This is a genomic window from Vibrio sp. 10N.222.52.C12 (assembly GCF_041474215.1).
Classification (GTDB): domain Bacteria; phylum Pseudomonadota; class Gammaproteobacteria; order Enterobacterales; family Vibrionaceae; genus Vibrio; species Vibrio crassostreae_C.
The window spans coordinates 39,451-53,296 of sequence record NZ_JBFRTR010000065.1 but is presented as its reverse complement, the minus strand read 5'-3'; the positions used below and the strand labels follow the sequence as shown (position 1 = coordinate 53,296).

General features: G+C 46.2%; 13 protein-coding genes. 6 read left to right on the top strand and 7 right to left on the bottom strand.

All coding sequences use genetic code 11. The features are described from left to right. Positions 1-133 precede the first annotated feature (133 nt). The 3 genes from AB4623_RS13000 to kefG form a co-directional block, all read right to left on the bottom strand. A complete protein-coding gene (locus tag AB4623_RS13000) occupies positions 134-334 on the bottom strand; it encodes a YheV family putative zinc ribbon protein (RefSeq protein WP_029235422.1) in 201 nt (66 codons plus the stop codon). Positions 335-490: 156 nt separating this feature from the next. Then, the gene (kefB, locus tag AB4623_RS12995; protein ID WP_017061110.1) at positions 491-2,287 is read right to left on the bottom strand and encodes a glutathione-regulated potassium-efflux system protein KefB; all 1,797 of its coding nucleotides are present in this window, start codon (positions 2,285-2,287) and stop codon (positions 491-493) included. Next, on the bottom strand, positions 2,274-2,858 hold the full coding sequence (gene kefG / locus AB4623_RS12990; protein ID WP_372111518.1) for a glutathione-regulated potassium-efflux system ancillary protein KefG: 585 nt from the start codon (positions 2,856-2,858) through the stop codon (positions 2,274-2,276). The genes kefB and kefG overlap by 14 nt, the downstream gene beginning before the upstream one ends. A gap of 174 nt (positions 2,859-3,032) precedes the next feature. Here kefG and AB4623_RS12985 point away from each other — a divergent pair, with 174 nt between their 5' ends. The 6 genes from AB4623_RS12985 (at position 3,033) to crp (ending at position 8,765) form a co-directional block, all read left to right on the top strand. Next, on the top strand, positions 3,033-4,955 hold the full coding sequence (locus AB4623_RS12985; protein WP_017061112.1) for an ABC transporter ATP-binding protein: 1,923 nt from the start codon (positions 3,033-3,035) through the stop codon (positions 4,953-4,955). Beyond that, the gene (locus tag AB4623_RS12980; protein ID WP_017066206.1) at positions 4,952-5,422 is read left to right on the top strand and encodes a TIGR02444 family protein; all 471 of its coding nucleotides are present in this window, start codon (positions 4,952-4,954) and stop codon (positions 5,420-5,422) included. Before AB4623_RS12985 ends, AB4623_RS12980 begins: the two co-directional genes overlap by 4 nt. A gap of 205 nt (positions 5,423-5,627) precedes the next feature. Then, positions 5,628-6,635: a hydrolase gene (locus tag AB4623_RS12975; protein WP_016783703.1), complete on the top strand. Its 1,008-nt coding sequence runs from the start codon at positions 5,628-5,630 to the stop codon at positions 6,633-6,635. A 98-nt stretch (positions 6,636-6,733) separates the two neighbouring features. Then, the gene (locus AB4623_RS12970) at positions 6,734-6,946 is read left to right on the top strand and encodes a YheU family protein (protein WP_010435208.1); all 213 of its coding nucleotides are present in this window, start codon (positions 6,734-6,736) and stop codon (positions 6,944-6,946) included. A 77-nt stretch (positions 6,947-7,023) separates the two neighbouring features. Continuing rightward, on the top strand, positions 7,024-7,893 hold the full coding sequence (locus AB4623_RS12965) for a phosphoribulokinase (RefSeq protein WP_010435210.1): 870 nt from the start codon (positions 7,024-7,026) through the stop codon (positions 7,891-7,893). 239 nt (positions 7,894-8,132) lie between these two features. Next, positions 8,133-8,765: a cAMP-activated global transcriptional regulator CRP gene (gene crp, locus AB4623_RS12960; RefSeq protein ID WP_004729651.1), complete on the top strand. Its 633-nt coding sequence runs from the start codon at positions 8,133-8,135 to the stop codon at positions 8,763-8,765. Positions 8,766-8,948: 183 nt separating this feature from the next. On the opposite strand, the gene AB4623_RS12955 is transcribed toward crp, so the two are convergent. From AB4623_RS12955 to AB4623_RS12940, 4 genes are all read right to left on the bottom strand, one after another. Further along, entirely contained in the window at positions 8,949-9,740 is a 792-nt protein-coding gene (locus tag AB4623_RS12955; protein WP_372146576.1) for a DUF1338 domain-containing protein, read from the bottom strand. Between the two features lie 213 nt (positions 9,741-9,953). Continuing rightward, on the bottom strand, positions 9,954-11,411 hold the full coding sequence (astD, locus tag AB4623_RS12950; protein WP_372146574.1) for a succinylglutamate-semialdehyde dehydrogenase: 1,458 nt from the start codon (positions 11,409-11,411) through the stop codon (positions 9,954-9,956). A gap of 39 nt (positions 11,412-11,450) precedes the next feature. Then, positions 11,451-12,470 (bottom strand): arginine N-succinyltransferase, encoded by a 1,020-nt coding sequence (gene astA / locus AB4623_RS12945; protein ID WP_017061116.1) that lies wholly within the window; start codon positions 12,468-12,470, stop codon positions 11,451-11,453. Positions 12,471-12,577: 107 nt separating this feature from the next. Further along, entirely contained in the window at positions 12,578-13,789 is a 1,212-nt protein-coding gene (locus tag AB4623_RS12940; protein ID WP_017066202.1) for an aspartate aminotransferase family protein, read from the bottom strand. Positions 13,790-13,846: the final 57 nt, after the last annotated feature.

The window sequence follows — 13,846 nt, the reverse complement described above, 5'->3', positions numbered from 1 at the left end:
ATATGCAACACTAACTACTACGTTCTTTTCAATTTTCATGAGAGCTCCAAGGAGGTTTGGACTAAGCTCGAACAGTTGAGCTTAAGAAAAATTCTGTACCGGGATATTATGGGGATCAATTAACGAAACTCAATCATTCTGGCTTAAAAATACCGATCATTTCTTGATTCGCGTGTTCAGATTTCTCTACAGTTTTCGGTTTACGCTGTTCTGTGAAGTCACAATCGACACATTCCACCAGCTCGATATTATTTTCAATCCACCAACGGAGTGTGTCTTGAGTGTTGCAACTTGGGCAGCTTGCCCCTGCGATAAAGCGTTTTTTCTGTTTCACGTTCATATCCTTTACTGCTCTGGATTCGCGGTTCTTCCCACTCACTTTATTGATAAGTTAAGCAGAGACCGCGTTTATTATTAGGTTAGTTCTATAGTCTGTTATTTCTATGCCCAAGCTCTATTTCTAAGCTCAAGCATGAGTTATCACTTCAAGCTACTGCCAATAGTTTCGAGATTGGTGATCGTTTTCCATCTCGTGTCCAAAGATCTCTTCAAGTTCTTTACGAGCCTCTTTCGCTCTTTGGGCTAACTCGGCATCTTCGTTATGCTGAGGCAGCAACTCTTTCAGCATACCATTATCCAACTTTCTAAAGTGTGCTTCTGCTCGCTTCGCTTTATATGGATGCATGCCAAGTTCAGTCAATGTTTGACGACCTAAATCCAATGCTCCAAGGAAGGTTTCACGCGAATAGTTACTCACACCGTGGTTAAGTAGTTGATACGCTTCAACACGGCTTCGTGCACGCGCCAAGATCTTTAAGCGTGGGAAGTGCTGCTTACATAAATCGACGGTTTTCATGATTTCATCTGGGGAGTCAGTACACAACACAATCGCCTCTGCTTTATCAGCACCGGCTGCGCGTAATAGCTCTAGGTGAGTCGAGTCTCCGTAAAACACCTTGTAGCCGAACTTTCTAAGGATGTGTATTTGGCTGGCATCACTTTCAAGGACAGTGATACGAATCTTGTTGGCATACATCAGACGACCAATGATCTGACCAAAACGACCAAAGCCCGCAATAATCACTCGAGGGCTGCGATCAACCACATCCGAAGACATCGCACTTTCACTGATTTGATTAAGCTGACGTGCAAAGAATCGGTCTTGCAGTTTAAGCATCAATGGCGTGGTCACCATAGAAAGGCTCACAACCACCAGTAAGAACGACACTTGTTCGCCACTTAAGATGCCTTGAGCACTCGCCGCAGTAAAAATAACGAAAGCGAACTCACCACCTTGGCTAAGGATCATCGCCATTCGGCTGCGTGCTTTAGCTTGAGTGCCGAAGATACGAGCCAGCGCATACAGCACCAAACCTTTCAATACGACTAGCGACGACACTGCAATAAGTATTGCGAATGGGCTTTCTGCCAGTAGACCTAGGTTTACCGCCATACCCACAGAGATAAAGAACAGACCAAGCAGTAAACCTTTGAATGGATCAATCGCGATCTCAAGCTCGTGTCGATATTCACTTTCAGCCAGAAGGACGCCCGCAAGGAAGGTACCTAATGCCATCGATAAGCCAATCTGCTGCATGATGACGGCAATACCAATCACCAATAACAACGCTGCAACCGTGAAAAGCTCACGGACACCGCTCATCACTACGTATCGGAACAGTGGCCTCAACAAGAAGTGACCACCGACCAGCAGACCAATCACACCGCCTAGCATCCACAGCATGTCAGCCCAACTGCCGCCCGTATTGCCAGCGAGCAAAGGCAGCATCGCCAACATAGGGATAACAGCTATATCTTGGAAAAGCAGTACTGCAAAGCCTGACTGCCCTGCTTCTTTGCCGCCGAGCTCTCGCTCTTCAATAACACGCAAGGCAATCGCAGTCGAAGACAGCGCCAAACCCATACCTATCACGAGACTGGTTTGCCAGGTTAATCCAAATAGACAGGCGATGGCGGTAATAATTAGAGTGGTGATCAGCACTTGCGCGCCGCCCAACCCGAGAATGGGGGCTCGCATCTGCCACAGTTTTTTCGGGTTAAGCTCTAAACCAATCAGGAAGAGCAGCAGTACCACCCCGAATTCGGAGAAGTGCAGAATCGCCTCTACATCACTGATTAAGCCCAGCCCCCATGGGCCAATTGCCACACCTGCTAATAGGTAACCGAGGACTGAACCCAAACCAGCGCGCTGTGCGATAGGAACCGCAACCACAGCAGCCGCTAAAAATATAACGCTACTTTGTAGAAAATCATTAGTCAGAGCCATCATCTGCTCCTATATCTTGTAGCGGGTCTCGCAACCAATTTCGATACGCTTCGGCGTGTTGGTAAAGCGTCATATCCGAAACATTTCTCGCCCAGTGTAAAACTAAGGGGGATATCCAGTGCATCTGACACAAAGCAGCGGTTAGCTCGAATGGTTGCAAGATCTCTTGTAATGGATATTTATTATAGCCTGCGGCGCCAAACGCCTCTTCTTTACCACCAGTAGTAATAACGCTACGCCAGTGTTTGCCTTTAAGCGCACTCTGCTCACCGAATGCAAATCCTTTTCCTAACACACGATCAAACCACTCCTTCAATAACGAAGGACAGGAATACATAAACAGAGGATGCTGGAACACAATCACATCGTACTCTAGGAGTAAATCATGCTCATAAGGCACATCGATAAAGAAGTCTGGGTAGATGGCGTAGAGATCGTGAATTTTGACATGACCGAGCGACTCGACCTTTTTAACCATCATTTGATTAGCAATAGAGGTGTGCGGCTCTGGGTGTGCGTAGATTATTAACACCTTTGGCACGGCTTTGTCTGTCGAGGGAGTATTACTCATTCCTTTGAAACATTCCTTTGAGGGCTAAACGGTGGCAAGGCCACAAGAATTTAAGCAAAAGTTATTAATATGTTATTGGCATCATAACGCAAATTGCATTGTGATCGACTTTTATCTGGTTTCAGCCTACTATGCAGGCGTCTGTTCACCTCTAATTTCTATGCTATTTCAATTATGATTACTTTCTCTGATATTCAATTGCTACGCGGCGGTAAGCCACTCCTCGACCAAGCATCTGCGACTTTTCACCCTGGCGACAAGATCGGTTTGGTTGGTAAAAACGGCTGTGGTAAATCTACGCTATTCGCCTTAATTAAGGACGAACTGTCTATTGATGCGGGCTCATTCAGCAAACCTGCCCATTGGGAAATGGCTTGGGTTGCTCAAGAAACCCCTGCATTAGAAAGAACAGCAATTGAATACGTGATTGATGGTGACCGTGAATACCGCGGCCTTGAAGATCAACTAGAGAAAGCTGAACAAGCCGACAATGGCACATTGGTAGCAGAGATCCACGGCAAGATTGAAACCATTGGTGGTTACAGCATAAAGGCACGTGCTGCCGAGTTACTGGATGGCCTAGGCTTTAGCCAAGAACAAATGACATGGAACCTGACTCAATTCTCAGGTGGTTGGCGTATGCGTTTGAACCTAGCGCAAGCCCTACTGTGTCGCAGTGACCTACTGCTACTCGATGAGCCTACCAACCACTTGGATTTAGACGCAGTAATGTGGCTCGAGCGTTGGTTACAAAGCTACCCTGGCACGCTAGTGCTTATCTCGCACGATAGAGACTTCTTAGACCCTATCGTCAACCGCATCGTGCACGTTGAAAACCAACAGCTCAATGAGTACACGGGTAACTACTCATCGTTCGAAACCCAACGAGCGCAAAAACTGATTCTGCAACAAGCGATGTACCAAAAGCAGCAGAAACAGATGTCTCACATGCAGAGCTACATTGACCGTTTCCGTTACAAAGCTTCAAAGGCTCGCCAAGCGCAAAGCCGTATTAAAGCGCTAGAGAAAATGGAACAAGTGCTGCCTGCTCAGTTTGATAATCCATTCAGCTTTGAATTTAGAGAACCAGACGCACTACCAAACCCAATCATGATGATGGATGAAGTATCAGCGGGCTATGATGACAATCTGATTCTAGAAAAGATTCGCTTGAACCTAGTACCGGGCAGTCGTATTGGTTTGCTTGGCCGAAATGGCGCTGGTAAATCAACACTGATTAAACTGCTTTCTGGCGAACTGAAACAGCAAGGCGGTGAACTGAGTTATTCGCAAGGCGTTAAGATTGGTTACTTTGCACAGCACCAGTTAGAAACGTTGCACCCAGAAGAAACACCGCTGCAGCACATGATGCAGATTGCCCCTAAACACACCGAGCAACAATTGCGTGATTACCTAGGTAGCTTCGGTTTCCAAGGTGAAAAAGCACTTGATAAAGTAGCACCCTTCTCAGGTGGTGAAAAAGCGCGTTTAGTTCTGGCGCTACTGGTATGGCAAAAACCAAACCTGTTGCTACTCGATGAACCAACCAACCACTTGGATCTCGACATGCGTCAAGCGCTGACTTTTGCCCTGCAGACATTTGAAGGCGCAATGGTTATCGTATCGCACGACCGTTACCTACTGCGTGCGACTACCGATGATTTATACCTTGTACACGACCGCCAAGTAGCACCGTTTGATGGTGACTTAAGCGATTACTACAAGTGGCTAACCGAACAGCAGAAAGTTGAGCGCAAAGAAGCACAAGCATTGGCACCAGCAAAAGACGGCGCCAACAGTGCAGCAGCGAAAAAAGAGCAGAAACGAAAAGAAGCCGAGTTCCGTAAACTGACGGCACCACTTCGTAAAAAGCTCACTCAATTTGAAAAGCAGATGGATAAATTAACGCAGGCTCTTGAAGAAGCCGAACAAGAATTATCCGACACTTCACTGTATGAAGCTGAAAATAAGGCTAAACTGAATAAAGTACTCGCTCTCCAAGCGAGCAGTAAGTCACAGCTAGAAGAAGTTGAAATGGATTGGATGTCCACTCAAGAAGAGCTTGAGCAGATGGAACAGGATATGGATAGCTTATGAGCCCAGAGCACGCCCCAATATCACTAACACTGGAACGACTATGGCAATTTAGCCTTCAGTATTACAGTGTGCGCGGTGTAAAGGATGCGTGCTTAGCTTTGCAAAACCAGTTCCACGGCAACGTCAATCTACTGCTGCTTCTCAAATGGCTTGATGAGCAGCAATTGTCTTTTGCTGAAGAAGAGTGGCATAAAGTTCAACAGTGTTTAAGCCGCTCTGAAACCCTGCTTCATAGCTATCGAGAGCTACGTAAACATCTCAAAGCACACGTTGTCGACTCTCTATACCGTGAAGCGCTAAAGTTTGAGTTACAGCTTGAAAAGCAACAACAGTCCGATCTGGTCGACTGTATAAACTCCCTACAACTGTACGCTAACCAGCAATCACCGCTCACTTTTCAGTACTGTCGTTTATTAGGGGCTGAAAACCTCTGCGACGCTTTTTCTGAACCAGCACCACAGCCCTAGCTCGTTCTCTTTCCCTTTTATTCAATCAAGATCCAAGCTTAACCTCGATAGTATTCAACCAGTTACCTACAACCTGTTTTGTAACCTGTATGAGTGAAACTCTTGCGCTTATGCCGAGAATCAACCAAGCTCAAATAAAAACATGGGCGTTTCACTAAAAGCTCAACACTTTATCAAAGCCCATAAAAGAAGCATGGACTGTTTTATGACAATATTTACCGCAGCGGCTGGTCTCTCTAATCCGCACTTACAAACCTTAGTGCCACGGTTTATTAGAAAGCAGGCGTTATTTGATCCTCAATGGCAAACCTTAGAAACTCCCGACGGTGATTTCCTCGACCTTGCATGGAGCGAGGACCCGAAGGGAGATAGCCCCAATAGTGATAATAAAAGCAGAGGAGATGCGAATAATAAGCCCATTTTCGTTCTATTCCACGGTTTGGAAGGCAGCTTTGAAAGCCCTTACGCCAATGGACTGATGAATGCGTTTGCTAAAGATGGTTGGTTATCCGTGATGATGCACTTTAGAGGATGCAGCGGAAAACCGAATCGCTTGGCTCGCGCGTACCATTCAGGAGAAGTAGAAGATGCTCGTTTCTTTCTACGACACTTACACGCGCAATTTCCCAATAACCCAAAGGTTGCGGTTGGTATATCTCTAGGCGGAAACATGCTGGCGAACTACTTGGCTGAGTATGCGGACGACCCATTACTGTCGGCGGCAACGATAGTTTCTGCTCCTTTTGATTTAGCTTGCTGCTCCAGTCGTATTGAAAGAGGCTTCTCTAGGCTCTATAAAAAATACCTGCTCAACTCACTCAAATCGAATGCCTTGAAAAAGGTTAAGCTGTTACAAGAAAAAATAGGTATCTCCGCTGAAACCATCAAAAAAATAGACAAACTGTATGAGTTTGATGAAAGGATCACTGCGCCTCTGCATGGATTTAAGAATGCTCAAGACTACTATGCTCAATGTTCAGCGCTTCCAAAACTGAATAAGATTAAGCTACCGACTCAGATCATTCATGCTAAAGACGATCCTTTCATGACTGATGATGTTATTCCAAAATTCGTACTACCAGACAATATTGATTATCGCTTGTTTCAGAAAGGTGGCCATGTGGGGTTCATTACCGGTAGCACGCTCAAGCCCAGGTTTTGGCTAGAAGAAGCATTGCCAGCCTACTATGAAAGTATCCAAGATTCGGCATAATGACCGAGCCTTTTTAAGGACTGAGTGGTAGACGTCACTAGACGCAGTAATCAACACATCAATAAACCTATTTATGAACATAAAAGAGAGAAGTATTTATGATCATCCCATGGCAAGACATTGCACCAGAAACACTGGAAAACCTCATCAAAGAGTTCGTGCTGCGTGAAGGTACAGACTACGGTGATGTAGAGGTTTCATTGCAAAACAAGATTGACCAAGTGAAACATCAATTAGCCTCAGGAGAAGTCAGTATCGTATTTTCTGAGCTGCATGAAACCGTTGATATTCAAGTCACAAAACGCTTCTAGGCTGCGCTCATAAAGGAGCCGTGTTATAGTGGTAAACGATTGCTAACAAGTAAGTTACTCAAAAGACAAGGGTTGTCATGTCCGCTAAACATCCAATTATTGCGGTGACGGGTTCATCAGGAGCCGGCACCACCACCACCTCAGAAGCCTTCCGTAAAATGTTCAATATGATGGACGTGAAGGCCGCTTGGGTTGAAGGGGATAGTTTCCATCGCTTCACTCGACCAGAGATGGATGTCGAGATCCGTAAAGCGCGCGAGCAAGGTAAGCACATCAGCTACTTTGGTCCACAAGCCAACGACTTTGGTGCGCTAGAAGAGTTCTTCCGTAAATACGGTAACGAAGGTACAGGCAAGGTACGTAGCTACCTGCACACGTTCGATGAAGCCGTTCCTTACAATCAAATGCCAGGCACCTTTACGCCATGGCAAGAGATCCCAGAAAATTCAGATGTGATGTTTTACGAAGGCCTGCACGGCGGTGTGGTTGATGGCGATATCAATGTTTCTCAACACGTCGACTTGCTGATCGGCATGGTACCTATCGTCAACTTAGAATGGATCCAGAAATTCGTTCGCGACACACGCGATCGTGGTCATTCTCGTGAAGCAGTAATGGACTCGATTGTTCGCTCGATGGATGATTACCTTAACTACATTACTCCTCAGTTTTCGCGTACTCACATCAACTTTCAGCGTGTTCCAACCGTAGACACATCAAACCCTCTCAACGCTAAAGGGATCCCAAGTTTAGACGAAAGCTTCGTTGTTATACGTTTGCGCGGCATCAAAAACGTCGATTTCCCTTACCTTTTAGCTATGATTGATGGCTCATTTATGTCTCGCCACAACACGCTTGTGGTACCAGGAGGGAAGATGAGTTTTGCTATGGAGCTCATTGTAAGGCCGATCCTACAACAACTCATCGAAACCGGAAAAATTGGTTAACAGAGCACCATTCTGGTTGATTACTTTTCATACCGTGATCATGTGCACAATTTTGCGTAAAAAATCGTAGCTTGGTCACGATTAAAATCAAGAAATAGTACCTGAAAAAGGATACTATTCTTAAACGAAACACAAGATAGCTTGCAGCGCTCAACGAGTGCTCTTATCCTACAAGTCAATCCAGGCTTAGCTAAAATACGGAAAGCGGCAAGCATACCCTGCAGAGGAAGTGAGATATTATGGTTCTAGGTAAACCTCAAACCGATCCAACATTAGAGTGGTTCCTTTCACACTGTCATATTCATAAGTACCCATCAAAAAGTACTTTGATTCATGCTGGTGAAAAGGCAGAAACCTTGTACTACATTGTTAAAGGTTCTGTGGCAGTTCTTATCAAAGACGAAGAAGGTAAGGAAATGATTCTTTCTTACCTAAACCAAGGCGACTTCATCGGTGAGCTAGGCTTATTCGAAGAAGACCAAGAGCGTACAGCTTGGGTTCGTGCTAAATCTCCTTGTGAAGTAGCTGAAATTTCTTTCAAGAAATTCCGTCAACTTATCCAAGTGAACCCAGATATCCTAATGCGCCTTTCAGCGCAAATGGCAAACCGTCTACAAGTAACTAGCCAAAAGGTTGGTGACTTAGCGTTCCTTGATGTAACAGGTCGTATCGCTCAAACGCTACTAAACCTAGCGAAACAGCCAGATGCAATGACTCACCCTGACGGCATGCAAATCAAGATCACTCGTCAAGAGATTGGCCAGATCGTTGGTTGTTCTCGTGAGACCGTTGGTCGTATCTTGAAGATGCTAGAAGAGCAGAACCTAATTTCTGCACACGGTAAAACTATCGTGGTATACGGCACTCGTTAATCTCGATTAACTGAGCCAAAAATTTGAAAGCCACCAAATGCGAATTTGGTGGCTTTTTTGTTTTCTGAAGACCCAGAGAGCAGATGCGAGATACGATAAAAACTCACAGAATCCTATTTGTAAACTTCCTCGAAGCGAAGCGTACTCGAATCTCTAGGACAAAGTCCGTGCTCGTACCTTTTGTTAACCGTTAGTGCTTTCGAAGATCTTGTCAGCCGATGCTGCCACAAAACCGGTATAAAGCTCACCATTAGCCATCGCATAACGCTTAGCGAACTCATAGAAGCCTCCAGGAATCATCTCATTGCCCTCAACAAATGAAACTGGGACTTTATCTGCCATTGTTGATGATTGCTCTAATAAGACCTCTGGAGAGCCTTTAACCTGGCCACCAGATGCATTGATCGTGAAGCCTGACTCGCTCAGGTAGTCATTCACCGCCTGCACTTCATCAAATTCATTTAGCTGGTTCACACTCACCGTAAAGTGGTTTGCACCATATCCATGAGCCGCGAGCCAAGACGCGTATTCGCTCTCTTTCGCTAGTACTTGGAAGTCAGCGAAGCTCAAATCCCAAAGACGACCACCAAACAAGAACTCATGACCTTGAAGCTTACTTGAGTCCACTTGCTCAACCAACTTAGCAACGATCTGTTGCAAGTCACTTGAACACTCTTCTACCTTCAACTCACTAATGAACACTTTTGGTTGTTTTGGATCTGGGTGCTCGTAATGCTTAGCCACCAACTTCTTGCTCTCAAACAAGTAGTCGCCACACGCCTTATAGCCTAACTCTAGGAAAGGCTTCGCTAATGTTTCAATACCCAAAGGAGCAACATTGAAAGTACGCAATGCAATGTGATCATTAATCAGCGCTTCGTCTTCTTTCAGCAAGTGATGCACTTTCTCAGCCGATGGACAAAGCCTGTGAATGTAATCGTCCCAAAGTGATTTAAAGAGTAGATCGGGCGTCATGGTGACTCCTTGTCAAAGGTTCTAGCAAGCTAGTAATTTGGATAAGAGAGGGAGAGGCTGAGACACAGAGTCAGCAGCCATCAGCCTGTGACATACTTTTTCTATTATTATCTACCGCCCAATCTAGGTGTCGGACGTGATGGAAAAGGAAAGCGATAACACCACTTCCCTATTTCAAGCTTAACGCATGAGCCTAAGACTCATTAGCCTAAATTAAAGCTCAATACCCGGGCTAAACGTTGCTGGAAGTTGAGTTTCACCGCCTTCCATTGAAGCCATAGGATAAGCACAGTAGTCCGCCGCATAGTAAGCACTTGGGCGTAGGTTGCCTGAAGCACCCGGACCACCAAATGGTGCATCACCACTTGCGCCTGTTAGCTGACGGTTACGGTTAACAATACCCGCACGGATATGGTCAACGAAGTATTCCCATTCAGAATCATCTGTTGATACAAGACCCGCAGACAAACCAAAACGAGTGTCGTTCGCTAACTCAACCGCTTGCTCTAGTGACTGGTAACGAACAACTTGTAGCAATGGACCGAAGTACTCTTCATCCGGCAGTTCAGCAATGTTGGTTGCATCGATAATACCCGGGGTTACGAATGCCGCTTGACCCGCTTTTGCTTCTACTAGGCTGACGCCGCCTAACGATTGTAGATTCGCTTGCGCGTCCAGAATGAACTTAGCCGCCGCTTCAGAGATCTGAGGACCCATGAAGGGTGCTGGTTCAGCGAATGGCTGATCAACACGAATCTTTTGCGTCGCTGCGACCAGCTTATCGAGTAGCAGATCCCCCTTCTCGCCAACAGGAACATACAAACGACGAGCACATGTACAACGTTGACCTGCACTGATGAAAGCCGATTGGATAATCGTATAAACCGTTGCGTCTGCGTCACCATATTGGTCACTGATCACCATAGGGTTATTGCCACCCATCTCTAGTGCCAGCATCTTGCCCGGTTGGCCCGCGAATTGACGGTGAAGGATATGCCCCGTATTAGCACTACCCGTGAACAGCACGCCATCAAGACCTTTAGCATTGGCCAGTGCGATACCTGTCTCTTTAGCGCCTTGTACTAGGTTGATTACGCCAGCAGGAAGACCCGCTTCTTGCCATAATTTCATCGCAAACTCACCCGTCCAAGGTGTCTGCTCTGAAGGCTTAAATACCACGGTATTACCCGATAGCAGTGCAGGAACAATATGACCGTTAGGTAGGTGACCAGGGAAGTTATAAGGACCAAATACTGCCATCACGCCTAATGGACGGTGACGCAGTACAATCTGGTTGCCTGCCGCTTCACGAGAAGCTTCACCGGTACGCTCATGGTAAGCACGAATTGAAATAGCAATCTTGCCCGCCATTGCGCCCGCTTCAGTGCGAGTTTCCCAAATCGGTTTGCCCGTCTCTTTCGCGATGATTTGCGCGATTTCTTCGCTGTTCTCTTTAACTTTCTCAGCAAAGTTCAACACGATCGCTTCACGCTCTGCAAAGCTCAGTTTTTTCCAAACCAAGAAGGCTTCACGAGCTGCTGCTACTGCAGATTCAACCTGTGCTGGTGTCGCGCTATCACCCTGCCACACTACTTCATTGTTGTATGGGCTTACTGATGTCATGGCGTCACCTTGACCTGCCACCCACTGTCCTGCTATCCACTGAGTCATACTTCTATCCTTAAAATCTTCGACAGATAATCGCCGCTCTTATTGAGCCAACATGCGAACGAATTCGCCTTCTTTTACTTCAAGAGCGCTTGCTACTTCAGATGATAAAATCACTGTGTCGCTTGCTTGGTCATACGCACCTTTCGCGGCTACTGCGCGGAAGTTCTCAAACGAGGTATTACCAATTAGGAAGTCTTTAGAGCTAGAGTGCTCTGCAATTTGAACCTGTGCTCGAATTGAGTGACGCACAGATTCGATGTTTCTTAGATCACACTCAACCGTTGGGCCTGCATCAAAGATGTCGACATAACCACGGTTGGTGAAACCTTCACGTTCCAGCAACTTAAGTGCAGGGCGCGTATTGTCATGTACCTCTCCGATCACCGCTTGAGCTTCTTTGCTCAGTAGGTTCACGTAGATAGGTAGCTTAGGCATTAGGTCAGCAATGAAGCCTTTCTTACCAATACCGGTTAGGTAATCGGCAAGCGTGAAGTCAATCGAGAAGAAATGTTCTTGCAGCCATTGCCAGAAAGGAGAATTGCCTTCCGCATCTGATACACCACGCATCTCAGCAAAGATCGTTTTTGAGAAACGCTCTGGGTGCTCAGCCATCAGTAGGAAACGACACTTAGACATCAGTCGACCGTTTAAGCCTTTGCGGTAATCAGGACGTAAGAACAGCGTACAAATTTCGCTGCAGCCTGTGTAGTTATTACCAAACGTCAACAGCTTAACCACGTTATTCACTTTAAGGCGCTGTGAAGAGTGAACCACTTTACTGATGTGGTACGAGTAAAAAGGCACATCCCAGCCAATGGAAGCTTCGATACCCGTTGTACCAGCAACTTCGCCAGTTTCAGCGTCGAAACCCACCATTAGATAGCCTTCATCACCGGGTTCGGTCACGTCTGCTTTCGCAAAGCTGTATTCAGAATGGGTAATTCGGTTAGTTAACAATTCTTCGTTAACCGGAAGAGATGTGAATCCATGACCTGATTCAACTGCACAGGTGTGCAACGCGTCGTAATCAGATAGTTTTATTGGGCGAACAACTAGCATCAATATTCCCTCCAGATGCAAAATAGGCCCAAAACCAGAAGCTTGGGCCTTTAGCAGTACGTCATGAGATCGCTCTAATGGCGATCATTCCTATGACGCCGCTCAGGCTAAACTAGCGTAGCGATTGCTTTGTCTAGTTTTGATAAACCTTCTTCAATTTCTTGTTTAGTGATAACCAGTGATGGAGTAAAACGAACCACGTTTGCACCCGCAACCAGTACCATTAGGCCTTGCTCGCCTGCTGCTACTAATACGTCACGCGCACGCCCTTGCCATTCGTCATTCAGTGCAGCACCTAACAATAGGCCTTTACCACGAATCTCACTGAAAATTTGGTATTTGTCGTTAATCTTAGTTAGACCATCACGGAATAGCGCTTCACGCTCTTTTACGCCTTCTAGAGTCTCAGGTTGGCTAACTACGTCAACCACTGCTTCAGCTACCGCACACGCCAGTGGGTTACCACCGTATGTAGAACCGTGCGTACCAACCTTAAGGTGTGTAGCCAGTTCAGACGTCGTCAGCATTGCGCCGATAGGGAAACCGCCACCTAGAGACTTCGCTGTGCTTAGAATGTCTGGCGTCACGCCCAGACCTTGGTAAGCATAGAAGTTACCAGTACGACCATTACCTGTTTGTACTTCATCAAAAATCAACAATGCATTGTGCTTGTCACACAGTTCACGAACCGTATTCACGAACTCAGCCGTTGGAGAGATGATACCGCCCTCGCCTTGCAGAGGTTCCATCATGATGGCACAAGTGCGATCAGAGATATGCGCTTCTAGAGCGGCAATATCGTTGTAAGGTAGGTGAGTTACATCGCCAGGTTTTGGACCGAAGCCATCTGAGTAAGCTTCTTGACCACCAACGGTTACAGTAAAGAAAGTACGACCGTGGAAACCTTGTTTGAATGCAATGATTTCAGATTTCTCAGGACCGTGAACATCCGCAGCCCAACGACGAGCTAGCTTAAGTGCTGCTTCGTTCGCTTCTGCACCAGAGTTCGCAAAGAATACTTTTTCTGCAAAACATACGTCAGTTAGCTTCTTCGCTAGACGCAGTGCAGGTTCGTTAGTCATTACATTACTTAGGTGCCAAATCTTGTTTGCTTGCTCGGTAACAGCATTAACCATTGCTGGGTGACAGTGACCCAAACAGCTCACAGCGATACCACCAGCAAAGTCGATATACTCTCGGCCTTGTTGGTCCCAAACGCGTGCGCCTTCCCCTTTTACTGGGATCATTTCCATTGGGTTATAACAAGGCACCATCACCTCATTAAACAGACTACGTTCTACTTTATTTTCCACTGTCATCGTACATTCCTTCTCGATACCGCAAGCTTCGCAAATAAGCGTAATGGTTCATAAGTG

Bases quoted from the DNA above. Each gene is read 5' to 3' on its own strand.
- AB4623_RS12940 (WP_017066202.1), bottom strand. From the start codon at position 13,789: ATGACAGTGGAAAATAAAGTAGAACGTAGTCTGTTTAATGAGGTGATG.
- AB4623_RS12975 (WP_016783703.1), top strand. From the start codon at position 5,628: ATGACAATATTTACCGCAGCGGCTGGTCTCTCTAATCCGCACTTACAA.
- crp (WP_004729651.1), top strand. From the start codon at position 8,133: ATGGTTCTAGGTAAACCTCAAACCGATCCAACATTAGAGTGGTTCCTT.
- kefB (WP_017061110.1), bottom strand. From the start codon at position 2,287: ATGGCTCTGACTAATGATTTTCTACAAAGTAGCGTTATATTTTTAGCG.
- astA (WP_017061116.1), bottom strand. From the start codon at position 12,470: ATGCTAGTTGTTCGCCCAATAAAACTATCTGATTACGACGCGTTGCAC.
- AB4623_RS12980 (WP_017066206.1), top strand. From the start codon at position 4,952: ATGAGCCCAGAGCACGCCCCAATATCACTAACACTGGAACGACTATGG.
- AB4623_RS12955 (WP_372146576.1), bottom strand. From the start codon at position 9,740: ATGACGCCCGATCTACTCTTTAAATCACTTTGGGACGATTACATTCAC.
- AB4623_RS12965 (WP_010435210.1), top strand. From the start codon at position 7,024: ATGTCCGCTAAACATCCAATTATTGCGGTGACGGGTTCATCAGGAGCC.
- kefG (WP_372111518.1), bottom strand. From the start codon at position 2,858: ATGAGTAATACTCCCTCGACAGACAAAGCCGTGCCAAAGGTGTTAATA.
- astD (WP_372146574.1), bottom strand. From the start codon at position 11,411: ATGACTCAGTGGATAGCAGGACAGTGGGTGGCAGGTCAAGGTGACGCC.
- AB4623_RS12985 (WP_017061112.1), top strand. From the start codon at position 3,033: ATGATTACTTTCTCTGATATTCAATTGCTACGCGGCGGTAAGCCACTC.
- AB4623_RS12970 (WP_010435208.1), top strand. From the start codon at position 6,734: ATGATCATCCCATGGCAAGACATTGCACCAGAAACACTGGAAAACCTC.